20 protein-coding genes are annotated in these 22,735 nt (G+C 43.7%); 9 read left to right on the top strand and 11 right to left on the bottom strand.

What is annotated here, in order from left to right; genetic code table 11:
• Positions 1 to 97 precede the first annotated feature (97 nt).
• Together ylqF and cqsA are read left to right on the top strand one after the other, a co-directional pair.
• Complete coding sequence (gene ylqF, locus R7E38_RS09520) at positions 98 to 1,042, top strand: ribosome biogenesis GTPase YlqF (RefSeq protein WP_005376521.1); 945 nt, start codon at positions 98 to 100, stop codon at positions 1,040 to 1,042.
• Between the two features lie 337 nt (positions 1,043 to 1,379).
• Positions 1,380 to 2,561, top strand: a complete 1,182-nt coding sequence (cqsA, locus tag R7E38_RS09515; RefSeq protein ID WP_017635350.1) for an alpha-hydroxyketone-type quorum-sensing autoinducer synthase — start codon at positions 1,380 to 1,382, stop codon at positions 2,559 to 2,561.
• Between the two features lie 103 nt (positions 2,562 to 2,664).
• On the opposite strand, the gene R7E38_RS09510 is transcribed toward cqsA, so the two are convergent.
• Complete coding sequence (locus tag R7E38_RS09510) at positions 2,665 to 4,710, bottom strand: response regulator (protein WP_033906489.1); 2,046 nt, start codon at positions 4,708 to 4,710, stop codon at positions 2,665 to 2,667.
• 363 nt (positions 4,711 to 5,073) lie between these two features.
• On the opposite strand from R7E38_RS09510, the gene R7E38_RS09505 reads away from it, so the two are divergent.
• On the top strand, positions 5,074 to 5,691 hold the full coding sequence (locus R7E38_RS09505) for an HAD family hydrolase (protein ID WP_017635351.1): 618 nt from the start codon (positions 5,074 to 5,076) through the stop codon (positions 5,689 to 5,691).
• Positions 5,692 to 5,780: 89 nt separating this feature from the next.
• On the opposite strand, the gene R7E38_RS09500 is transcribed toward R7E38_RS09505, so the two are convergent.
• Positions 5,781 to 6,329: a GNAT family N-acetyltransferase gene (locus tag R7E38_RS09500; protein ID WP_005376525.1), complete on the bottom strand. Its 549-nt coding sequence runs from the start codon at positions 6,327 to 6,329 to the stop codon at positions 5,781 to 5,783.
• A gap of 271 nt (positions 6,330 to 6,600) precedes the next feature.
• Between R7E38_RS09500 and R7E38_RS09495 the strand changes: the two genes are divergently transcribed.
• Positions 6,601 to 7,725 carry an acyl-CoA desaturase gene (locus R7E38_RS09495; protein ID WP_053307627.1) on the top strand — a complete coding sequence of 375 codons (1,125 nt, stop codon included), beginning with the start codon at positions 6,601 to 6,603 and terminating at the stop codon, positions 7,723 to 7,725.
• A 359-nt stretch (positions 7,726 to 8,084) separates the two neighbouring features.
• The gene (gene dcuC / locus R7E38_RS09490) at positions 8,085 to 9,452 is read left to right on the top strand and encodes an anaerobic C4-dicarboxylate transporter DcuC (protein ID WP_318081758.1); all 1,368 of its coding nucleotides are present in this window, start codon (positions 8,085 to 8,087) and stop codon (positions 9,450 to 9,452) included.
• A 102-nt stretch (positions 9,453 to 9,554) separates the two neighbouring features.
• On the opposite strand, the gene R7E38_RS09485 is transcribed toward dcuC, so the two are convergent.
• Positions 9,555 to 9,911, bottom strand: a complete 357-nt coding sequence (locus tag R7E38_RS09485) for a hypothetical protein (protein WP_005376535.1) — start codon at positions 9,909 to 9,911, stop codon at positions 9,555 to 9,557.
• Positions 9,912 to 10,486: 575 nt separating this feature from the next.
• Between R7E38_RS09485 and R7E38_RS09480 the strand changes: the two genes are divergently transcribed.
• The 4 genes from R7E38_RS09480 to R7E38_RS09465 all read left to right on the top strand — a co-directional run bounded on the left by R7E38_RS09480 (position 10,487) and on the right by R7E38_RS09465 (position 14,564).
• Positions 10,487 to 11,719 carry an OFA family MFS transporter gene (locus tag R7E38_RS09480; RefSeq protein ID WP_017635352.1) on the top strand — a complete coding sequence of 411 codons (1,233 nt, stop codon included), beginning with the start codon at positions 10,487 to 10,489 and terminating at the stop codon, positions 11,717 to 11,719.
• Positions 11,720 to 11,786: 67 nt separating this feature from the next.
• Positions 11,787 to 13,400: a VRR-NUC domain-containing protein gene (locus tag R7E38_RS09475; RefSeq protein ID WP_054576037.1), complete on the top strand. Its 1,614-nt coding sequence runs from the start codon at positions 11,787 to 11,789 to the stop codon at positions 13,398 to 13,400.
• 165 nt (positions 13,401 to 13,565) lie between these two features.
• On the top strand, positions 13,566 to 14,213 hold the full coding sequence (locus R7E38_RS09470) for an AcfA family outer membrane beta-barrel protein (RefSeq protein WP_053303510.1): 648 nt from the start codon (positions 13,566 to 13,568) through the stop codon (positions 14,211 to 14,213).
• 15 nt (positions 14,214 to 14,228) lie between these two features.
• Complete coding sequence (locus R7E38_RS09465) at positions 14,229 to 14,564, top strand: YgiW/YdeI family stress tolerance OB fold protein (protein ID WP_017635355.1); 336 nt, start codon at positions 14,229 to 14,231, stop codon at positions 14,562 to 14,564.
• An 80-nt stretch (positions 14,565 to 14,644) separates the two neighbouring features.
• Here R7E38_RS09465 and yegS read toward each other — a convergent pair whose 3' ends face one another.
• The 8 genes from yegS to R7E38_RS09425 all read right to left on the bottom strand — a co-directional run bounded on the left by yegS (position 14,645) and on the right by R7E38_RS09425 (position 22,734).
• Positions 14,645 to 15,547, bottom strand: coding sequence for a lipid kinase YegS (gene yegS, locus R7E38_RS09460; RefSeq protein WP_226083123.1), 903 nt, complete (start codon positions 15,545 to 15,547; stop codon positions 14,645 to 14,647).
• A gap of 8 nt (positions 15,548 to 15,555) precedes the next feature.
• On the bottom strand, positions 15,556 to 16,461 hold the full coding sequence (locus R7E38_RS09455; protein WP_053349403.1) for a LysR family transcriptional regulator: 906 nt from the start codon (positions 16,459 to 16,461) through the stop codon (positions 15,556 to 15,558).
• 172 nt (positions 16,462 to 16,633) lie between these two features.
• The gene (locus R7E38_RS09450) at positions 16,634 to 17,059 is read right to left on the bottom strand and encodes a bifunctional diaminohydroxyphosphoribosylaminopyrimidine deaminase/5-amino-6-(5-phosphoribosylamino)uracil reductase RibD (protein ID WP_005376542.1); all 426 of its coding nucleotides are present in this window, start codon (positions 17,057 to 17,059) and stop codon (positions 16,634 to 16,636) included.
• 49 nt (positions 17,060 to 17,108) lie between these two features.
• Positions 17,109 to 18,410, bottom strand: coding sequence for a BatD family protein (locus R7E38_RS09445; RefSeq protein ID WP_226083125.1), 1,302 nt, complete (start codon positions 18,408 to 18,410; stop codon positions 17,109 to 17,111).
• Complete coding sequence (locus R7E38_RS09440; protein WP_226083127.1) at positions 18,407 to 20,137, bottom strand: VWA domain-containing protein; 1,731 nt, start codon at positions 20,135 to 20,137, stop codon at positions 18,407 to 18,409. The genes R7E38_RS09445 and R7E38_RS09440 overlap by 4 nt, the downstream gene beginning before the upstream one ends.
• On the bottom strand, positions 20,130 to 21,200 hold the full coding sequence (locus R7E38_RS09435; protein WP_033906482.1) for a vWA domain-containing protein: 1,071 nt from the start codon (positions 21,198 to 21,200) through the stop codon (positions 20,130 to 20,132). Before R7E38_RS09435 ends, R7E38_RS09440 begins: the two co-directional genes overlap by 8 nt.
• The gene (locus R7E38_RS09430) at positions 21,193 to 21,771 is read right to left on the bottom strand and encodes a DUF4381 domain-containing protein (protein ID WP_017635361.1); all 579 of its coding nucleotides are present in this window, start codon (positions 21,769 to 21,771) and stop codon (positions 21,193 to 21,195) included. The genes R7E38_RS09435 and R7E38_RS09430 overlap by 8 nt, the downstream gene beginning before the upstream one ends.
• Positions 21,772 to 22,734 carry a DUF58 domain-containing protein gene (locus R7E38_RS09425; RefSeq protein ID WP_017821549.1) on the bottom strand — a complete coding sequence of 321 codons (963 nt, stop codon included), beginning with the start codon at positions 22,732 to 22,734 and terminating at the stop codon, positions 21,772 to 21,774. It lies immediately after the preceding gene.
• Position 22,735: the final 1 nt, after the last annotated feature.

Here is a 22,735-nt window from a genome sequence, read left to right as displayed (position 1 = left end):
GTTTTAGAAAATGCATTCTAGTATTGTATTACTCAAGACTCACATTGCTACTTTTACAACCGCTGGAGCATTAGAAAAATTAAGGTATTAAATTCAAATGGTTAATAACTCAATCCAGTGGTTTCCTGGCCACATGCACAAAGCACGTAAAGAGATCGAAGAAGCAATCCCTCAAGTGGATGTGATCATCGAAGTACTGGATGCTCGTATTCCTTTCAGTAGTGAAAACCCTTTGATTTCTCAAATCCGTGGTGACAAACCTGTCGTTAAAGTTTTGAACAAACGTGATTTGGCCGATCCAGAATTAACTCAACTGTGGATTGAGCACTTGGAGCAAGAGCAACATGTAAAAGCAATGGCGATCACGACTTCTGAACCACAAGAAGTGCATCGAATCATGGAGCTTTGCCGCAAACTTGCCCCACACCGAGAAGAAATTGGTAAAAACATTCGCACCATGATCATGGGCATCCCAAACGTTGGAAAGTCGACGATCATTAACACCCTCGCAGGTCGAACAATCGCTGTAACAGGTAACCAACCCGCGGTTACACGTCGTCAACAACGTATCAACCTGCAAAATGGCATCGTATTATCTGATACTCCAGGAATTTTATGGCCAAAAGTGGAAAATCCACACAGTGGCTTCCGCCTTGCGGCTACCGGCGCGGTAAAAGATACAGCGATGGAATATGACGAAGTCGCATTCTATACCATTGAATACCTAGCAGCTCATTATGCAGACAAGCTTAAAGAGCGTTATCAAATTGAAGAGCTTCCAGAATCAGATATCGAGATCATGGAAGAAATTGGTCGTCGCCGCGGTGCACTACGTGCAGGTGGACGTGTTGACTTGCACAAAGTATCAGAGATCTTATTGCACGAACTTCGTCAAGGCACTTTGGGCCAAATTACATTAGAACGCCCAGAAATGATCACTCAAGAGCTGATTGAAGTCGAGATTGAGACCGCCCGTAAAGAAGAAGAAAAAGCGAAGCGTAAAGAAGAGCGTCGTAAGCGCTATTTACGTAATAAGCGATAAGCTTGTCTCTTATCTACTCATGTTTCAAGGCGCGATTTTCGCGCCTTTTTTGTTATCTAATGCGCCCATTTTTTTCACTTTTCAAACTTTATATTCCTCATCCAAAATCCCAGATATGAAGCACGAAAAAACACCGCAAAATCGCCGTATAAACTTTAAGCACAAACTAGTTTAGACCCCGGGCCCCTATAGAGTTACAGCCACCATCCAACCCTCAAATGTCGAGTTTGCAAGGGTCTGCAAACTTATGCAACCTGGTTAGTGACACTCTCCCCAAAATCCGCAATATGAATAAGTGTCAGCGCTGGCGTTTTTCCATATGAAGAAGAGATTTATTATGAGTGAAACTATACAAAGCAAACCACTTCCCTCCTTTATCGAGGAACGCCTAGATTTTTATATTCAAGATCTAATCGAACCGAATGAGAACAAAAAACACCTTGTTCTTGGTAAACGCCCACCGTGTAATGCCGTTGTCCTGCAAAGCAATGATTACCTTGCACTGTCTCATAATAAGGAGATTCAAAACGCGCATCGTGATGCGATTTCCCAGCACGATGACAACGTCGTGATGTCCGCGATTTTCTTACAAGACGATGAATCGAAACCTGTATTTGAAACGCAACTAGCCAGTTTCGTTGGTATGCCTAGTTGTCTACTTTCTCAATCTGGTTGGGCTGCGAATGTCGGTTTATTGCAGACTATTTGTGCACCGAACATACCTGTGTACATTGATTTCTTTGCACATATGTCTTTGTGGGAAGGCGCACGTATTGCCGGAGCACAAATTCATCCGTTCATGCATAACAACACCAGTCACCTAAGAAAACAGATTTCACGTCACGGTTCAGGGATCATTGTTGTGGATTCGGTTTACAGCACTATCGGGACCATCGCTCCTCTACGTGATATCTACGAAATAGCACAGGAGTTTGACTGCGGCCTGGTTGTAGATGAATCACACTCTTTAGGTACACACGGTCCACAAGGTGCGGGGATACTGCAGGGTCTTGGCTTAACTCATAAGGTAGATTTTATTACCGTTAGTCTTGCCAAGACATTTGCTTATCGTGCTGGCGCGATTTTAGGCCCAGAAAAACTGGCAAAGACGCTTCCATTTGTGGCGTACCCTGCAATATTTAGTTCTACCGTATTACCGCAAGAGATCATTCGGCTAGAGAAAACACTGGACGTCATAAGAAAATCAGATGATAAGCGAGATATTCTGTTTGAAAGAGCCAAGTCTTTAGCCGTTGGTTTAAAACGCATTGGATTTACTATTCGCAGTGAATCACAAATTATCGCATTAGAATGTGGTAACGAGAGAAACACTGAGCGAGTCCGCGACTTTCTCGAAGAGCGAAATGTTTACGGCGCAGTGTTTTGCCGCCCTGCAACTGGAAGGAACAAAAACATCATCCGTTTTTCAGTCAATGCAGACATGACAGCTGCTGAAGTTGATCATGTACTCACTGTCTGCCAACAAGCATTTGCACACCCTGACTTAGAGTTTGTGTAAGTTAGTGTGTAGATAAAACTAAAGAGCTCAACAGTTTTGCTGAGCTCTTTATTCGTGTTATTCGTTGTGAGCAACTCGCCTCAAGAAAACAAGTCGCGAATGATTAGATCCAGTTTGCGATTTTATCGAACAAACGATTTTTATCCGCCGGTTTTACGATGAAGTCAGACATACCCGAAGACCCAATTTTGTCCAACGTGACAGGTGAACTATCCCCTGTATGCGCAATAATAGGTACCGACGCATAGTTTTTATCCGAGCTTCGAATTCGCCTAGACGCTTCTACACCATCCATAATTGGCATTTCGATATCCATCAGAATGAGATCAACATCTTCTTGCTCTAGTGTATCCAGAGCCTGCTGCCCGTCTTCTTTCTGAATCACTTCAAAGCCTTGCTTTTCAAGTAACATTGCCGTGAATTTACGCAAAGATTCATTATCATCCACGACCATAATTGTGCGCTTATTTGAATTATCTAACGTCACCGAGGCCGTTGGTGTCGATACATAGCTTGAATCATATAAGAGACGCTCAATAGTTGGTTTAGTATTCAGTAACCAGGCTTGCGTTTCGATCCAAATAGGTTCATATGCAGCCTTACGTGCTCTCTGAGTCGGATGATGCTCAAAAAGATAAACTATGCGTGCTTCAGTGAAAGACAAGAGAGATTCTAATCTATCCAATTGGTTTGCTCTTGGATCTAAGCTCTCAAGATCGATAAAAATCAGATCGAATTCGAACTCGTACTCTTTCTTTTTGAGTACTTGGTTGGCATCTAAAATCGTCGAGTCAAAGCCCATAAAACGGCTAATATCTGTTACTTTAGACACCAAGATATCTTGGCTAGTCACCGTTAGAATGGTTTTGAGTTTAGTCAGATCGTTTTTGATTTCAGTAACGGTATCAGATGTCGTTAGTGGGAAAGTTAACGTAAATTGAGACCACTCCCCTAACTGAGATTGACACTCAATGTTCCCCCCAAATGAACGCATGACTTTTTTACAAAACGGTAGACCCAAACCATAACTTCCTGATTTGCCAGTGGTGTAAAAGTCTTGAAAGATATTGCGTAGAACATCAGGAGCAATGCCAGCACCATTATCGGTTACAACAATTTGATTAAAGCGTTCTGAACTTATCATGGATACATGTATGTGAAAATCTTCAGATTTACGGTGATGGAAGGCATTCTTGAAGAGGTTATACATAACGTATTTAAGTAATGTATCACTACCTAGAAACTCAAACTCACTTCTCGCATCCAGCGATATGGCAAATCGATCAGTGGCACGTTTATAACTGAAGCTTTCAATTGCCTGTTCAACGACCGAGTGAACTGAATATTTTTTGAAGCTAGAACGAGAAACTCGATTTTCATCAATCGAAGTTAGCAATAAATCGATGGTTTCATTACCCGATTGGATAATGTTCATTGCATCCTGACTCACTTCACGTAATAAGGTGACATCCTCTACACTCATGACGTACTGCTCTTTTCCTGCCTCTTTCATGTTGGGCAAGATCGACTGGATAACATCTATTGAAGTGCAAAGCCCACTCAACGGGTTACGCATTTCATGTGCGATCCCTGCCCCGAATGATTTTGCCAGCGAGACTTTCGCTTCATGTTCAACTTGGTTACGAAAATAGAACAAATTACCGAAGACATAAATAAACAGAAAGATTGGCACATGAGTCCAATCCATGGTCAAGTCAAGATGGAACCCTTTTGCAACCCAAGCGAAGAATGTTGCTAAACCTATCCCAGCAAAGGTTTGAGCAAACATGACTCTAGTAACATGAACCAGTAAAATGTGTAAGAAAATTGCAGACATAAACGACATAACCCATACATTGGACCAGTCATTCATCAGTAACATATAAAAAAAGAAAAACGGTAAGCACAGCGTTATCGTCACTTGGTAGTAAATAGGAACATAATCTCTCCAAGTCGATGATAAGCGGTTTCTAAAAATGATGCCGAAAAACAATAACGAGCAAAACAATCTAAGAGGTAAATTTTCATAAGCCTGTGGAAAGGCAAACTCCCAGACAAAGTAGTACAGCGGAAAGCCAAGAAACCCCATCCAGCCAACGAGAGTTAGGTTTGGTTCTGCATATTGATAAACCTTACGTATCGAGTCCATATAATCTGTTTTGCTTACTCCGCCTGACGCACAATAGTGTGATTTTGATTCACTTTTATCGTTTTATTATTAACTAATTATATATTAATCATCATTTATAAGCAGCGCGAAATGACGTAAACAGCTCGCAATACTTATCTTTAGTTTCAATCTTTTAAGACAGCTACACTTGATTTACAACCAAATAAACAAAGTTGCATATAGTTTAGTGCAATTTTGCGATAATCGCTCTGTATCCAATTGGATGTTAATCTCATTTTGTGTAAGAAACTTAAGTCGCGCCTTTGGCACGACTTTCCAACGATTCAAAAACAGCACTCACCGCATATAGCGTGGTGAAGAACAATTGGCTTGGGGTGTGTTATGAATTCTGTCCAGATAAAAAATGTCATTTTTGATGTAGGTAATGTGTTGGTACGCTGGTCTCCAGTAGAAATCGTTCGCTTAACATTTGGTGGTTCCGTAGAATCAGAGAAAATGGCTCAGATGCTATTTTCATCACAAATCTGGAAAGATTTAAATAAAGGGACGATCTCCGAAAGGGAAGCAAAACAGCGTTATCAACGTGAACACCAAGTAACGACGGAAGAAATGGACCGCTTCTTTTATTATGTAAAACACACTCAAATATTACTTTACGGCAGTATAGAGCTGTTAAAACGAGTAAAAAGAGCCGGATATGGCGTATATGCGCTCACAGACAACATCAACGAAATTGTGGAACATCTTCGTACTACCTATGAGTTTTGGCCACTGTTTGATGGAGCAATCATCTCTTCTGAAGTTCAATTACTAAAACCACAAGCGGAGATCTACCAAACTCTACTTTCAAAGTATCAGCTTAACCCCGAAGAGACAGTATTTCTTGATGACATGCCTTACAATGTTGAAGGTGCCCGAGCAGTTGGCATGGCTGCTATTCAGTTTGAAAATGCTCAGCAATGTGAGCTCGAACTAAAAGCCATGGGGGTTAACTTCTAGAAAGCTTTCAATAAAACATAACGTTAGGGTGCATAAACAAAAAAGAGCAGTGTTGAGACTGCTCTTATCTAATGTTTTAGAACGCTAGGTTAGGAGTAAATCACGTTTTCCTCAATCCCACTAACTAATGACTGGGCGTTCTTCCAACGGAATACTTTTTCTAACACCTCTTTGCCATCAGGTGCGCGCCAAGTTCGCTCTTGATCCTCTTGACCACCAATGTGGCGATAGAATTCAATCGCAGAAATGTTTTGCGACACAACTTCTAAATAAAGACCTGTGTCTTTAAAGTACTGCTGTTGCCATTCTGCGACAGCAAGTAATAGCTGCTTACCAATCCCACGACCACGGTAACTGTCATCAACATGCAATGCGTCAATAAAGGTTCCACGCTCGAAATCATGGTTGCCGAACACACAAACAAAGCCAAGTAGCAAACCTCCCTCCTCCGCCAAGACAATGTGCTGATTGAATGGTGGGTTGGTCAAACGGGTTTGCCAAATCAGTAGTTTGTCGTCAATCGCTTCTTTCTCAAGATAGTTATCACTAAGAATGCCACGGTAATGACGCTTCCAGCTATCCGCATGAAGATGCGCAATGCGCTCGTAGTCCTTATATTCCGCTAATCGTAAATCCATTACGTATTCCTATTTTCTTACATTTTTGCTTCTTTATAGAGTCTCGGTATATTCCACCTTTATAACACTTGTTTCTTGGCAGATTTTATACACCTTAAGCCAGAGCTCATTTTTTAATACTACTCATTATTCAATTAAAAGCAAAATATCCCATCAAGTTCCTTAATCTACACCCAAAGGAATAGTCACATTTGTCTAACTTTAATTTGACTTACATGTGTACGCTGATATTCTGGCGAACAGTTGTTAGCTCAAAGTTAGGGATACACCTGTGACTCAAAACAAACCACCTGTTATCTGGTTGAATACATTAATATTTTCTGCCAGTTTTGTTCTAACTTTTATTGTAATGCCTTGGTATGCATATCATTTTGGACTGGGTTGGGAACATCTAATTTGGGGAGTGATTGCATTTAGTTTTACTAACCTTTCTATTACAGCAGGCTATCATCGTCTCTGGAGCCACAAAACATACGAAGCTCATCCTATTTTGCGCGCCATTTTTGCGATTGGAGGAGCATTTTCTTTGCAAAATAGTGCATTACATTGGTCTTCTGATCATCGTGTGCATCACAAACATGTCGACAATAACGATAAAGATCCGTACTCAGCCAAGCGGGGTTTTTGGTATTCTCACATTGGGTGGATGTTACGTGATTACAATAAATCAAAGGAAAACGAATATACAAACTGCCGTGACCTAAAGCGCGATAAAATCGTCATGTGGCAGCATAAGTATTATGTTCCACTTGCCCTACTGACTAATATTGGTTTCCCAGTCATGCTCGGACTGATCTACGGTGATATCTGGGGGATGTTATTGGTCGTTGGTGCAGCTCGACTCTTTATGAGTCACCATACAACTTTTTTCATTAACTCCCTCGCACATATTTGGGGTAAGCAAACTTTCACAGACAAAAACACTGCTCGCGATAATGGTGTACTCGCCTTTTTCACATTTGGAGAGGGTTACCATAATTTCCATCATATTTTCGAGAATGACTATCGCAATGGCGTGTATTGGTGGCATTACGACCCAACGAAGTGGTTGATAAAGTCATGTTCTTGGCTAGGACTCACATCTAAGTTGCGCACAACGCCTACATTTAGAATTGAAAAAGCCCGTGCGAGTCAACTTTTGAAGAAAGCAAGAGAAAAGCTAGAATCGAAACCGAACACGCAAACGATCCTCGATCAGCTACAGCAAGAGTTTGATACTTTAGTTCATCACATGCAGGAATACTACGAGATGCGCAAAGAAGTACTCGGTGCCAAAACTGCCAGTGTGGTAAAAAAATACGAATGTTCTGTAACAAAAATGAAGTATCAGCAAATTAAAGCAGAGTTCGAACGGCAGCAGCGTAGTTGGAACCTTATGGTTCGTCGATACGCATAGTTTATCCTCATTCTTACGATTACTTAGCTTCGCTTCGGCGAAGCTTTTTTGTTGTGAAGAGTGTTTTCCAATAATTGCTTATTGAGTAAAGTCTTTTTCCTATTGTGAATCAATTCACTCATTATTCATTCACTTTCCTAGTCATATTTTCCTTCCTATAAATAGCTTCAAACCAGCACATAACACTTAGAAAACCAAATTCCAACAATACAATCTAACGAAATTATTTATTAAATTATTATTTGTCTCAGATCATGCAAGCCCCATATTTGTCTCGTGCCACAGCTAAGAATTCTGTAAATTCCTTGTCATAAACTGAAACAGTTTCTTTCTTTTTTACATAACATTCGGAGATCCCTATGTTAGAGCTCTTAATTGGCTTAGTGGTTACCATTGCGGTGGGTTACTTTATTGTCAAAGGCTATAAAGCTGCGGGCGTGTTACTGACAGCTGGTATTGCTTTACTTCTTATGACTGGCGTTTTGGGGCACGACGTGCTGCCGTCAAAAATCACCTCAACTGGTAACATGGTGACAGATGCGCTTGAATACGTGAAATACATGCTTCAATACCGCGGTGGCGGTCTTGGTATGCAAATCATGCTGCTTTGTGGTTTTGCGTCATACATGACTCATATCGGCGCGAACAACGTGGTAGTGAAACAGTTCTCTAAACCGCTTTCTGTCATCAAGTCTCCTTACGTCCTTTTAGTAGCGGCTTACATTGTGGCGTGTTTAATGTCTCTTGCGGTAAGTTCTGCAACAGGCCTTGGCGTACTATTAATGGCGACACTATTCCCAATGATGGTCGCGATGGGCATTTCTCGTCCAGCAGCCGTTGCAGTGTGTGCCTCTCCAGCGGCAATCATCCTTTCTCCTACTTCTGGTGATGTTGTTATCGCAGCAGAAAAGTCTGGTTTAGAGCTTGATGTGTTTGCGGTACAAACTGTGTTGCCTGTTTCTATTTGCGCAATCATCGTCATGGCAGCGGCAGCGTTCTTCTGGAACAAATACTTAGATAAGAAAGAAAATACACCAATGGAAAAAATTGATGTATCAGAGATCAAAGCTGACGCACCAGCGTTTTATGCAGCTCTTCCATTTCTACCTATCATCGGCGTTTTCCTATTCAACGGTCGTACCATTCCAGGACTTAGTCTAGACATCTACACTATTGTGGTTGGTTCGGTTTTCCTTGGAGCTCTGATCCATTATGTTGTAAATAAGTTCGATGGTAAGAAATCACTAGAAGATTTAGATTCTTGTTACGCAGGCATGGCTGACGCGTTCAAAGGCGTTGTGATGCTTTTGGTTGCCGCAGGGGTTTTTGCACAAGGTCTGATGTCTATCGGAGCTATCGATAACCTACTTCATCTAGCAGATAATGCTGGTGCAGGCGGCGTTGCTTTAATGCTTATTCTAACTGCATTGACAGTTGCAGCAGCAATTGCAACGGGTTCGGGTAACGCGCCTTTCTATGCGTTCGTGGAGTTAGCACCATCTTTGGCTGCGAAAATGGGATTAAACCCTGCTTTCCTAATTATCCCGATGCTTCAAGCATCAAACCTAGGCCGTACTATCTCACCAGTATCTGGCGTAATCGTTGCGACATCAGGTATGGCAAACATCAGCCCGTTTGAGGTTGTAAAACGCACATCCGTTCCAGTTCTAGCAGGCCTTATCACGGTGATTATTGGGACTATGGTGCTTGTTCCAATGAGTGCCTAACGGTATTGCCACGATCAAACTAAAAGCAATATCCGAACAAAATTACGTTTAATTAAAAACGCCAGCAAATGTGCTGGCGTTTTTTTATTCTAATGTGATGATTTACGCTGACTTAAATCGGTCAGGAATCTTAGTGATGCTCTCTCTGTAGCTAAACCATAAGTAGGTAACGGCAAGCGAAAAGAATAAATATGAAAGTGCGAATACGATTGGAGACGTGATTAATTCCGCGGACATTCCCCACATCACACCGACTACGGTTATCGTCAACTTAGAAAGCATACCGCAAATGAGTAGGAATAAAGCAAGCTGTGGAAAGCGCGAGCTGCGAAATGCGAAGAAATAACAGCTCCCTACCGCTAAAGAAGCAATGGATAAGCCCAACATAAATGAATGGATGTGGTCTGCTGATGCGATACCAGCGGATACCGAAGCCATGAGTAATAGGAACAGTTTCATAAGTCACCTCACAACAAATCTAAAAAGCATCCCTTCATAAATGAAAACTCATTTTTCACTATATTTTGCGCCTAAAATCAGCAATTACAAGTTACTTTTTTGCTCACTTAATGAACACAAAAGCTAATCAGCTTCAATTATTACAAAAGGTTAACAATTAAAAATTAAGAAACCCTTTGCATCTGATACTTACGACCGTCAGATGATAAATTCGCCATTTTTGTTACAGATGGTTAACATGGAAACATTTTGAAATTTTTTATTTGAAATGTGAACTGTGCACTCAACAGCGTAAAACCTCTCTGTCTTGACTCATCATTCGTTATTAGCGAACAAAAAATATCACTTTTTTACAACGTTCTTACTACATACAAAACCATGAATTCACATCCACTTTTAATGTTGCAAATTATTTTATCAGTAACCGTAAAAAGAGATTCCAATCACATATTTATTGGTTATAATCCGCGCTCATTGCGTTAAACGTTGAAAAACGCAAACTAATTTTGAGAAAAACATCTTTAAACCAACCTTCTTTGCGGCATTGCCAATAAGAGGAAAAACTGAGAATAAAAATGAGCAAGATTGATAAAGCTATGCGCATCCTGTTAGCAGGGTTCTGTATCAACCTTTGTCTTGGCATCCTGTATGCTTGGAGTGTATTCAACAAGGCACTGGTAACTGAATCAGGCTGGAGTGCTGCAGAAGCTTCTGCACCTTACGCAACTGCAACCATCACTTTCTCTATCTGTCTTCTTATTGCAGGTATTCTCCAAGACCGCATGGGCCCTCGAATGATCCTTATCCTAGGTACTGTTCTTACAGGTCTGGGCATGATCGCGTCTGGCTTTGTTGACACTCCACTCATGCTGAACATTACCTTCGGTGTGATCACAGGTGCAGGTATCGGTTTTGGTTACGCATGCCTATCACCTTCTGCGATGAAGTGGTTCCACGCTTCGAAGAAAGGTATGGTTAACGGCATTATTGCGGCAGGTTTTGGTCTAGCGGCTATTTACCTTGCGCCAGTAACTTCTGCGCTAATAGACAGCATGGGCATTCAAACTAGCTTTATGGTTCTTGGTGTTGGTATCCTAGCGATTGCGGTTCCTCTTGCAGCAACCATCAACAACCCACCAGCAGACTACACACCTGCGGAGCCTAAAGTAAAAGAAGGCCAAGCACCTAAAGCGGTGAAAAAGTCAGATGACTTAACTTGGAAAGCAATGTTGAAAACGCCACAGTTCTACTCTCTATGGATCATGTACGCGTTTGCAGCTTCTGTTGGTCTAATGATCATCGGTAACATCACGACAATCGCAAGCGTTCAAGCAAACTTGCCAAACGCGGTTTACCTAGCGTCTATTCTTGCTGTATTTAACTCTGGCGGTCGTGTTGCCGCGGGTATGCTTGCAGATAAAATCGGCGGTGTTCGTACGCTTCTACTCGCGTTCGTTCTACAAGGCGTAAACATGGTGCTGTTCGCGACGTTCGACTCTGAGTTTACACTGATCATCGGTACAGCAATCGCAGCGGTAGGTTACGGTACACTTCTAGCGGTATTCCCTACTCTAACGGCTGAGTTCTACGGTCTGAAAAACTACGGCACTAACTACGGCGTGCTTTACACAGCATGGGGTATCGGTGGTGCAATCGGCGCAGCGGTTGTTGGTTTCTCGATGACAAATGGCGACGGCTACACCTTGGCTTACACAATTTCTTCAGCAATGATGGCAGTATGTATCGTACTTGCGTTCATCACTAAGCCATTGTCTGAAGCGAAAGTAGCACAGCTAAAAAACGCATAATTGCGAATTGATTTGATAGCAAAAAGGCTTAACCTATGGGTTAAGCCTTTTTTGTTATCGGTCGTTTATGGAAAGCCCTATCGAACTTGCACCAGACTACTATCTAGAGAACTTCTTTAAGCTGACTCATCACGCAGTAACTTGGTACAGCAATTTACTGACCAAGGAAGAACACGCATGGCTTTGCTCGTTTGATTCTTTGAGCAAACACGCCCAGTGCCTTTTGGTACGTTTATACAGCCGAAAGGGATGTTGGTTTCGAAGTGATAAGCTGAGTTATCCAGAAATACCTTCTATCAATGAAGCACTGGCAGAATTGAGTCAACATGAGTTTGTAGCCCTTTCCCCACCCCTTTCTCATCAAGAGTTAGCGGCCAATTTACTGACCAAGCCAGAAATCTCCACGCTTTATCCCGAACTGCCGAAATCACTCAAGAAAGACGCCCTTGTCGAACGTTTGAGTAATGCGGAATTTGATCGTATAGAGAAGCTTGAGTTTACGATCGTCAAACTCAATTCAGCTCATATGATCGACGTGTTGCTCACTCTGTTTTTTGCCAACACCCATCAAGACTTAAGTCAGTTTGTGCTTGATGACTTAGGTTTGCATCAGTTCGAGCAATATCAATTGAGTAAAGTGCGCCGTTTCTTTGATTCACGTGAGCAAATAGACCGCTTAATTGAACTGAGCCAGTTGGCCAACCTGTACTGGCAATTTGACCGAAAAGACAAAGCCAATCTCGACTTATTAATTGAGGCAATGCCTCAGCCCGTTAAACACCGTTACGTAGATCGTAAACGCGAGCACATGTTGAATGACATAGCACGTGATTACGAACGGCTTAATGATCTAGAGACCGCCCTATCTCTATTTGGCCAAACTCAACTCACACCGAGCCGAGAACGACGCGCACGTATCTATGACAAATTAAACCATGATGATTTATTTTGTGACATTGTCACAGATATGCTTAACTCACCGATCGATGTGTCTGAGCTCGAAGTTGCACAAAAACTTGAGCAACGGTTAAAACGAAAACAAGGCGAGAAAGTGCCAAGAGTGACGAAGCCAACCTGTACGGAATACCGCCTTGAACTGGATTTATCTCAACAGAGAGTCGAACTCGCCAGCAAAGCGTATTTTGAGTCCTTAGGCTGGACTGTATTTTACGCCGAAAATGCACTGCTTAATGCATTACTTGGTCTCACTTTTTGGGATGCGATTTTTGCTCCTATTGAAGGGGCATTCATTAACGCTTATCAACACCGTCCTTTAGATTTATATCACTCGGATTTTGTTACCAAGCGCCAAGCTTTGATAGACACCGCTTTTGCCGAACTAGAAGCGGGCAACACCCAGATGTTATTGACAAAATACGATGAGAAGTTTGGCATCAGTAATCCATTTGTACATTGGAACTTAATAAGTAAAGAGCTACTCGAAACAGCACTCAACACTATCCCAACTAACATGTTGATGGCGCTATTTAAAATACAATTGAGTGACCTAAAGCTTTACCGCAATGGGATGCCTGATCTGATTGCTTTTAAAGGAAACGAGTTCGAATGGATTGAAGTAAAAGGGCCGGGCGATAAACTCCAAGACAACCAATGGCGTTGGATTAAAGAGTTTACTCGCCTTAATGTCCCGTTTGCGGTGTGTTACGTCGCAGCAACTTAACTTACTCTATATAAAGAGCTTGGTGTTTGTTCACTCAAACCGCCCCTCGGTTATCGCCCCTTGCTCTTTTTTCTAAACATTTTTTCGTTTCTTCACGATCGCTTCACGCTTCTTCACACAAAATGCGCTTCTACTCACTAAGTTGATTTGAAGAGGCAAAATAAAATGAACAAAACACTTCTTGCGTTACTTGTTACCTGCTCAGTTTCGGTATCTGCGGCTCCTTATGTAGGTCTGGAATATGGACTAGGCACCACTGACCATGATTTGGAACCTCACTTTTCAACTGACAACGTAACACTCAACCCTGAGCTTGAAGACGGTATTTTCTCAGGCTTTGTCGGTTACGCATTTAATGACAACTGGGCATTGGAACTGGGTTACAGCCAGTTTGACCTTGATGATAGTCGTTCAAAAAACCTAGGTATCAAGTCAATCGATGGCAAAGATTACCATCATGAAATGGATTGGGATGCGTCAATCAAAGCCAAGCAAGTGTCGTTGGCTCCTGTGTTTAACTATGCATTAAATGATAAATGGACAACAAAATTCAAAGCGGGTTTAACTTACACGCAATACGATGCCAAGGTTTCTAAACATCAAGAATACGAACTTGTCACGAACGACGATGTGGAAATGACCAACACGCTTTTCCATAGCGCGGAGAAAAACAACGAGCTAGGCGCAATGTTCTCAGTGGGTGCGGAATACAGAATTTTCCCGCAGCTCACCATAGGTGTAAACGCAAAATACCAACTAGACAGCTACGCAAACACTGCATCCTTTAACGTAGGCACAACTTATTACTTCTAATATAAGGAGATGATAATGAAAAGAGTATTGTTAACATCCATGCTTGCTCTACTTTCAAGCTCGGCTTTCGCCGCGTTTAATGGTCCAGAAGTCAGTGCAATCAATACGGTGAAAGAGGCGCGCAACGCAACCGACGACAGCGCTGTAGTGCTAACCGGGCATATTGTTCAATCATTTGGTAACGAGACTTACTTGTTCAAAGACAACACTGGTGAAATCGAAGTAGAGATCGACAACGAAGATTGGATGGGTCAAGAAGTGACACCAAAAGATACCGTAATGATTCGAGGAGAGGTTGACTCAGATTGGACAACTACGCAGATAGACGTTGAGACCATTCAAAAACGTTAAGAAGTTGACGATACCTCAACACAAGCAACACAGCCACATTTTAGTGGCTGTGTTAAGCAATAATCATGGAGAACGCTCGTTTAGCTAGTCAAGCAAGGACAATCTTGCGGTACGACTAATCGTATACTCTTAGGCTGAACATCAAATCTAATGGTTCTCGAATGATAAGGTTCTCCATCTAAATTAAGAGGTAATGGATTCGGGAAGTCTATCTCCAACCAGCTTGCTTTAGTGTACTTCACAAACTCTCCTTTCTCACTCGGGTTATTGATCTCGTCGATTACTTTAGGCAGCTCATGAGGTAAAAATGGGCGCACCAATGTTAGATCCATCAGCCCATCATTAATCATCGCTTTTGGAGCTAACTCTTGCCCACCTCCAGCAAGGCGCCCATTACAAAACGCACCGAGCAACATTTCTCCCTGATACGCACCACCTTCAATCGTTATTGTTCCGTCATATGGTTTAAAGCCAAGTGCTTTTACAACACCAGTTAGCGTGTAAGCTCCACCGCCAAGAAAGTTTTTGAGTTCAACAGGCGTTTCTGCTGTAACTTCTGCGCCAAACCCTGCTGTTGCCACGTTAATAAAGCAGCGATCGTTCGCTTTGACGCAATCGACCAAAGCGGACTGCCCCTCAACAGCAAGAGATAAAGACGCCTTAATGGAATTAGGTACTTGAATAGCGGTAGCAAAGTCATTGGCGGTACCAAGGGGAATAATGGCTAACTCAGGGCGTTTTTCTTCGTCAATTTGAATAACCGCAGAAGCCGCCTCATTGACGGTTCCATCGCCTCCAGCGACAACAATACGTTCAATGCCTTCATCAACCGCTTCTTTCACTAGCCGCGGCATGTCTTGAGATTCCCACGTCACACGCACCTGTACGTCGATGCCTTTTTCTCTCATTTTCATGATTGCATCTCTTAACTCTGGATTCCCAGCTTTTTTTCCGTTAAGGATGGCACGTATTGTCTTTTTCATTGCACTTCCTATTGGTTGATGACTTTTCCTGCTTGCTTAATCTGTGAACGCAACCATTGATGGGCGCTGTCGTTTGTGCGACTAGGATGCCAGATTGTGCAAAGCTCATACATTTGTTCATCAAATGGCATTGATAAAGATTTAACATGATAGGTGTTATTGAACAAGTTGATCATCGACTCTGGCATTAAACCAATGTATTCACTACCACAAATAATTGGGAGCATTTCTAGTACGCCTGAGGCTCGATACTTAATCTTTCTCTTATCCAAGTCGACAATGTCATCGGCGTTTAACAAGCTCTTACGACTCTGCCACTGCGAAACCACTACGTGTTCTTCTTCAAAAAATTGTTCAGCCGTAATCTCGTCATTCAGGCGTGGATGCGTTTCGCTACATACCACCACCAAACGCTCCGTAAGTACAGTTTCCAGTTTTAGCACCGTTCTTGCTCTTGGTGTGATATCAATGATCAAATCGTATCGTTGTAACCGCAGATCACTTTCAAAATCTTCCGTAAAAAGCGGATGTACTTCTAATGCAACATTTGGCGCCGACACACGGATTTGTTTCATGACTTGAGGTAGCAACTCAAAGCTCGCAACGGACACACAGGCAATAGAAAACACTCTATTCGACACTTTAGGGTCAAACTCACTAGAGGCCGATAATGTCGAAGTGAAATTTTGTACTGAAGCTAGAAGAGCAGGATAAATATCCATCGCAAACGAGGTAGGCTCGACACCTTTAACGCAACGATGAAACAATGGATCATCGTAGATATCACGTAGCCTTGCTAGCGCTTTACTCACCGCAGGCTGGGTGATGTTTAAACGCGCCGCCGCCCGAGACAAGTTACGCTCTTCATAGATGGCAGTGAAAATGGGAATAAGATTAAGGTCGGTCGGTTTCATGCTATTAAATTTTTCAAAAGTCACTTTCTCTATTTTAATCTAACAGCATGATCCTTCACGTAGCCAAGTGCAATAAATGGGCGGTATCGCTTGTTTTAATGAGTTTTAACTCAATTTTGACGCACTTCATTCACCACATAAACTGGCACCATAGTGCAACGTAAAGCTTGACTTAGGCTTTGCCTAGGTAAGGGGTAAGAAACTCGCTGACTTCCTCGCCGCACAAACCCGTTTCTACCTCTATACCTGCTTGTTTTAGAATCTCGATACCTCGACCACTGTTGCGCGGGTCGGGGTCCAATATGGCTACGACGACTTTGCTTATGCCGGATTTGACTAATGTCACCGCGCAAGCTGGCGTGCGACCAACAAACGAACACGGTTCCAGCGTAACGTATGCCGTCACCGATTCTAACGAGCCTTGATACGCATTCAGCGCTTCCACTTCCGCGTGATTGCCACCAATCGCTTGAGTATGACCTTCAGAAACGATTTGATTGTCTTTCACTAACACGCAGCCAACCGGCGGGTTGGGTTGACATTCAGGAAGCGCATTTTTGGACACTTCCAATGCGCGGCGCATAAACTCTTGGCTCATTTGAACTCTATTCTCTAATAAAAACGAGGCGCTATATTAGCGCCCCGTTTTATTCATTGTCATCTCTTCCAATGACTTTGTCCAGTTCTGGTAACGCTCGCGGAATACGGAATTTAAAGCGTTTTTGTTTGGTCTGGACTTTGCGCCACATCGACTTCAGTAAATGAGCGCTATTTTCACCATTTTGCATTCGCGACGCACTTTTTTGCCACGATTCACTCGTATCGGCTTTGGTCATTTCTAGCTCGGCCGTATTTAAACGCAATTGTTTGTACAATATGGTCCTTGCTTCAGACCAACGTTTAGCCTTTAACAAACGGTGGAACGTCAGCCATGCTGGTGTCGGTCTGTTGCGGTAGTAACGTTTAATGGCTACCAATGAAATAATCACAAAACCCAGCAACACAAGCGTGGAAACAATCCATTCAAAGTACGTTCTGATGAAGGACTTCAACGTGTGCTTCGCGGCAAAAGTTTTGCCCTCTAACATCACCGTTTCCACTTGCTGAGTCTTACTGTTCCACCAACGGAACTCATAATCCGGCAGGGTTAATTCACCACCTTGTTGAATCACGTACACGCTCTCTTCTGTGCGTGTTGACTGGTAATCACCACGTGTTTGCGTATCTGTCAAACGGTGGGGTTGAGGATACGCTTGATAACGGGTTGTTGATTCTCCTTTCAACAAGTCTGGTAGCAATACAGATAGTGAATCTTGAGCCGAAATGGTGATTTTACGCGTGATTGCATCCCCAACTTTGAGTGACTCAGTGGAGGTATCCCACTCTTGCTTTACCTCTACATCTGTTGCAGAAAACCAAGGTGTCTCACCACTCAGCAGGCCCGATGGCAATACGGTTTTGAACTTAATCGGCTGCGTGTAAAGTGTGCCTGACACCTTCTCGCCGTCCGGCGCCGACACCTGAACGCCCACTGCGACAGGTGGAATCACAAAATCACCAGAAGCTTGAGGATACAAAGTCACTTCCCAGCGTTGACGCGACCAAGTTTGTCCCTCTTTTTGCTCAGTAAAGTTGGTTGCTAGTTGATTACGCTGTTTGGCGATAACATTGGGTATTTCAATATTGCCAATTCTCGTACCACCCGTAAACCAACGCGGCGTTGCCACTTCGATGGTTAAAATAACTTGCTCATTGACGCTAAAACTTGGTGTTTTCCGCTTCTCTCCAGCCGTTGGTTGTTTACCAACCCACGCTTGTAACTCAACACCATGCTCTCGTTGAACGTCACGAATATCTTGAGCCAACACACTACTGCTCAGGAGGAAACCGAAACAGATAACTACCCACAAGGGTAAAGCAAAGGGCGTAAAACGGTGGCTTTTCATCATTGCACCGCCTCCTCTGTATTTTCGCTCGCAGTAGAGGTTGATTCTCCGGTTTCTATTGAACGCAATTGAATCTGAAACTTCGCATTTAAGAAGTATTTAGGATCCGCTTCGACTCGCTTTAACCATTTGTCGGCTAATTCTTGGCTACCTATGATGTCGTCTGCATTTAACGTCTCTTTAATCATCAACTCCGCTGACGTTTTTTCATCCGCCCCTTCTGCGGTTTGAGGGTTATCGCCTAGCTCGGTTGATGCTTCTTGCTCTGTTCCTGCCTGACTCTCACTCATCCGGTTGATGTCCTCTACAATACCACCAATCACTTTCAAGTTATGCTCAACATCCGGTCTTAGCCTCTCGCTCAACGTTGGCTTGTTGGCTAGGGATTTTAACAAGTCACGTGCAGCCAAATATTCACGCTGACGCGCCAATGCACTCGCCGCATTATAAAGACCGTAATCTCGAACCTCTTCGGACGGGTCGTTTTGCATTTCCAAAAACGCACTGTGGGCGAGTTCAAACTCGCTAGCGTAGTAGTACGCCGTGCCTTTGCGTAATGGATTGACAAAGTGTTTCGCGGCTTCTAAATACGCTTGTTTGTTAAACAAACGCTGTCCTTGTTGGTCTGGCGTTAGCCACAAATCCCACCACCATTGCGCTACCTTGTCGAAAGCCGTCACTTTTTGCACAACTTGTGGCTGCTCGGCTTTAACAGAAATGTTCTCCGCCAACGCACTGGTTGGCATCAATAACGTGCCGCTCACCATTACAATCACGCACCACTGCACTAACCACCCTTTTCTAAACCACAGCATCATGATCAGCGCGATTGGGAACAGAAGCTGATATCCCATGTCTTTCCAAGGCATTGAAGATTCGCCATTAAGCTGCATATTGCGCTCAACGTATCGATTCAGTTGCTCGATATCACTATTATCGACGGTCACTTCCACCAATCGACCGTTAGTCTGACTAGCCAGTTTTTGTAGAGAATCCAAATCCATTGGGTTGTTACTCACAATGTCAGCATTCCCTGCCGCAAGAATTAACAGTTGATAAGGTTTGCCCGAGAAATACGCTTGGTATTGCTCAATCGTGGCTGGATTAACGCCATCACTCACCAACAGAACAGTGGAGCCTGGTTGACCTTGCAATTGTTGGTCAATTAACGGCAATGCTTTTTCGGCAAGCTTACCTTGCACGGGCATAATTTCTGGCGTAATGGCCGCCAAAAACGGGTCAAATACTTTGCTGTCTTGAGTTATAGGCATCGCGACATGAGCACTGCCCGCGAACACGACTAAACCCGTTTTTCCGCCTTTTCGCGCGACTAGCAAATCGCGTATTTTCTGTTTGGAACGCTCAAGGCGGCTTGGTGGGAGATCTTTTTGCAGCATCGAGTCGCTGTTATCAAGCACCACAAGCATAGAGGCTTTATCTTCGCCAAAGGGAGAAGATTCTCGTTGCCACGTTGGGCCTGCACAAATCACAATGGCGATGAACACAATCAGCATCAAGAGCTTAAGCGGCAGTTGCTTACGCCAGCCTCGCTCACCTATCGTCAAAGCATTGCGTAAATGTTCGGGCAGAATATCCTTCCAGCTTGGCTCGCTTTCTTCTCGCCAGCGTAACCACACCAAGAAAAACATGGGGATCAAAGCCAGTAACCACAGTGGTCGAATAAAATGAAACTGCGTAAAGAATTGCGTCCAACTAAGAGAATCAAACATCGCTCTCTCCTAATGATGATCGTGTAACAGCCCTTCTTTTAAGTGTTGCGACGCTGAACGCGAGCAAATGCATGATGACCACTAACGCCATCAAGTAATGGTGAAGGCTTTGTTTTGGGCGGTATGTGGTGCTTTCGTAAAGTTGAGGTTCCAGTTTGCCAATTTCGTCGTAGGCAGCCGATAGTTCATCACGGTTGAGTGCTTCAAACGCTTCACCGCCGGATTCTTTCGCAATGCGATGAATCGTGTCCATATCCAACGCGGTTTCACCTATCGTTTCCGGATCGCCCATCGCAATGACGTGTACTCTCACGCCTTTGGCTTTCGCAACTTTCGCCGCATCAATCGGTTCAACAAAACTGCCCGTGTCGTTACCATCGGTTAATACAATCGCGACTTTTTCACGGTTTTGGTCTTGTTCTAAAGCACTACGCGACTTATCGCTTTGCTCAAAAACTTTAATCGCTAAGCCAATCGCATCACCAAGATGGGTACTCTGCCCTGCCATTGCCACATCGGTTTGGTTAAGCAGTTCGAGCCACACTTTTTGGTCTGCGGTAAATGGCGTTTGCACGAAAGCAGCATCACCAAAAAGCACCAAGCCTAATCGGTCACCTTTACGAGACTGAACAAACTCCGACAGCACTTCTTTTGCCGCATCAAGACGAGAAATTTTTTCGCCTGTACGTGAGGTGAAATCTGGCTCGGCCATGGAGCCCGAAAGATCCACCACCACCATCACATCGCGGCCTAAACTCTCGCGAACTTGAGGCTCGCCTAACACGGTGGGTTTTGCCATCGCACACACCACCAAAAGCCATGAAAGAATTAACGTTGCTCGTTGCCACCAACTCGGGGTCAACTGGCTTGCACCTTCTGATGGCGTCTCGCCAATCGCTTCCACCAGCTGACTAAAAAACGGCACTTTGATCGCCATTTGCTTAGTGCGATATGCAGGCACCAAGTAGTACACCACCAACGGCAAGGGCAAAACCAGAAACCACATTGGGTGAGCAAATTCAAAACCAGACAAACCAGTTATCGATGCAAGAAGATCATTCATGTTGACCTCCCTGATGTGCTTTGCGTTTCAATCGTGGTGATTTATTTGCCGCGCTTTTTTGAGCATCACAACGGTGCTCACTCACCCAGTTTTTCGCACGAGCAATAAGCGTTACTCGCTCTTCGTTGGTTAGCGTAACGCTTGGGTCAACAATACTTTGTAGCCAGCACTTTGAAAGCTCATCGTTAAAAACCATTTGCGAGTTTGCTTGAGAGTCTCTGGTTTGCGGATACAGCGCATCGAGCTTGCGCAGAAAGGCGGTATCAAACAATTTCGCGTTGCGGCTATCAATATGAATCAGCACTATTTTAAGCACAGAGAACAATACTTTTGGCATGTCTTTGTCGCTCGGGTTGATTTGCGAAATCGCCAGTAGAGCTTCTTTTCGGTAACGATTATGCCACCATTGCCGAGCCAAGCGATATGCGAAATATACCAATGCAATGAACGCAACCGCCGCTAAAATTTTCCAGCCAATAGTTTGCGGGTACCAACTCACGCTAGATGGTACGGCCACATCATGCAGCTCTCTGAGTATGTAGGTACTTGGAGGCGTAGGAAGATCACTCATTTAACGCCCTCCTACCAGTTTTTGGAATTGTTTAATGTGCTCACCTGTCGTATCGAGTTCGATGTGCGGAAGGTGTTTCATCGCCATAAGTTGAGAGAGTGATTGACGCTGTAAGCTAGTTCGAGCCTCAAGCTTTGCGCTCGCAGCTTCTACCTTTGCTTTGCTGTCTAAATTGAGTTGATACTGCCCGTCACCAACCACCCATTTCGATTTTGCCAAATCGTCTGGTAGCGCTTGTTCTAATGGGTCACTGACCATCACTGCAAGAACATCGTTGTGCTGTTGTAGCTGTTTAAGGTGATCAAGGTGGTGCTCCTCGCAGTCGCTCCAGTCGCTGATAAAAATCAAAGTGGATTGCTTGAGCTTCATGCGTTTAATAAGCTCAATCCATTGACTGAACGTTACTTTTTCGGAATTGCAGGAGTCCACATTGAGCGATTGATTGGCTTTAGCGAGACGTTTAAGTTGCGCCAGAAGATCGTTTTGCGAACGCTGTGCCTTGCTGTGAAACAACGCCTGCGGGGATGCGATGACAAAACCGACTCGGTCGCCATCTTTTAATACTCGCCACCCACACATCGCTGCGATCTCTGCCGCGACAACTGATTTCATTACTTGCGTCGAAGCAAAAAACATTGTGCTTCTCTGGTCGACACACACGATTACGTTGCGATCTTTTTCTTCTGTATAGCTGCGCACGTGCGGCTTACCTGTACGCATCGTAACTTTCCAATCAAGGTTACGAATATCGTCACCCAATTGGTAATGGCGCAGCTCTTCGAAGTTCAATCCACGACCGCGAAACAACGAATTGTGTCGGCCAGAGAGTACGCTACCCGCTTTTAGATGAGGAAGTAAACTGAATGATTCTGCTTGTGCTTGCAGACGTACTAAACGAGCATAATCGCAGTACAAACGGGGATCCATCCCCTGTGATTTTGGCGCAAGAGTTGGCTTAGCCATA

Origin of the sequence: Vibrio sp. Vb2131 (assembly GCF_033338535.1) — a bacterium.
GTDB classification, from domain to species: domain Bacteria; phylum Pseudomonadota; class Gammaproteobacteria; order Enterobacterales; family Vibrionaceae; genus Vibrio; species Vibrio alginolyticus.
This window is presented reverse-complemented; position numbering and strand designations above follow the sequence as displayed.

What these genes read in the sequence shown, in the direction of transcription:
- dcuC (WP_318081758.1), top strand. Translation starts at nt 8,085, where the DNA reads ATGTTAGAGCTCTTAATTGGCTTAGTGGTTACCATTGCGGTGGGTTAC.
- R7E38_RS09485 (WP_005376535.1), bottom strand. Translation starts at nt 9,911, where the DNA reads ATGAAACTGTTCCTATTACTCATGGCTTCGGTATCCGCTGGTATCGCA.
- yegS (WP_226083123.1), bottom strand. Translation starts at nt 15,547, where the DNA reads ATGAAAAAGACAATACGTGCCATCCTTAACGGAAAAAAAGCTGGGAAT.
- R7E38_RS09475 (WP_054576037.1), top strand. Translation starts at nt 11,787, where the DNA reads ATGGAAAGCCCTATCGAACTTGCACCAGACTACTATCTAGAGAACTTC.
- R7E38_RS09430 (WP_017635361.1), bottom strand. Translation starts at nt 21,771, where the DNA reads ATGAGTGATCTTCCTACGCCTCCAAGTACCTACATACTCAGAGAGCTG.
- R7E38_RS09455 (WP_053349403.1), bottom strand. Translation starts at nt 16,461, where the DNA reads ATGAAACCGACCGACCTTAATCTTATTCCCATTTTCACTGCCATCTAT.
- R7E38_RS09470 (WP_053303510.1), top strand. Translation starts at nt 13,566, where the DNA reads ATGAACAAAACACTTCTTGCGTTACTTGTTACCTGCTCAGTTTCGGTA.
- R7E38_RS09465 (WP_017635355.1), top strand. Translation starts at nt 14,229, where the DNA reads ATGAAAAGAGTATTGTTAACATCCATGCTTGCTCTACTTTCAAGCTCG.
- ylqF (WP_005376521.1), top strand. Translation starts at nt 98, where the DNA reads ATGGTTAATAACTCAATCCAGTGGTTTCCTGGCCACATGCACAAAGCA.
- R7E38_RS09480 (WP_017635352.1), top strand. Translation starts at nt 10,487, where the DNA reads ATGAGCAAGATTGATAAAGCTATGCGCATCCTGTTAGCAGGGTTCTGT.
- cqsA (WP_017635350.1), top strand. Translation starts at nt 1,380, where the DNA reads ATGAGTGAAACTATACAAAGCAAACCACTTCCCTCCTTTATCGAGGAA.
- R7E38_RS09445 (WP_226083125.1), bottom strand. Translation starts at nt 18,410, where the DNA reads ATGATGAAAAGCCACCGTTTTACGCCCTTTGCTTTACCCTTGTGGGTA.
- R7E38_RS09435 (WP_033906482.1), bottom strand. Translation starts at nt 21,200, where the DNA reads ATGAATGATCTTCTTGCATCGATAACTGGTTTGTCTGGTTTTGAATTT.
- R7E38_RS09510 (WP_033906489.1), bottom strand. Translation starts at nt 4,710, where the DNA reads ATGGACTCGATACGTAAGGTTTATCAATATGCAGAACCAAACCTAACT.
- R7E38_RS09505 (WP_017635351.1), top strand. Translation starts at nt 5,074, where the DNA reads ATGAATTCTGTCCAGATAAAAAATGTCATTTTTGATGTAGGTAATGTG.
- R7E38_RS09440 (WP_226083127.1), bottom strand. Translation starts at nt 20,137, where the DNA reads ATGTTTGATTCTCTTAGTTGGACGCAATTCTTTACGCAGTTTCATTTT.
- R7E38_RS09425 (WP_017821549.1), bottom strand. Translation starts at nt 22,734, where the DNA reads ATGGCTAAGCCAACTCTTGCGCCAAAATCACAGGGGATGGATCCCCGT.
- R7E38_RS09450 (WP_005376542.1), bottom strand. Translation starts at nt 17,059, where the DNA reads ATGAGCCAAGAGTTTATGCGCCGCGCATTGGAAGTGTCCAAAAATGCG.
- R7E38_RS09500 (WP_005376525.1), bottom strand. Translation starts at nt 6,329, where the DNA reads ATGGATTTACGATTAGCGGAATATAAGGACTACGAGCGCATTGCGCAT.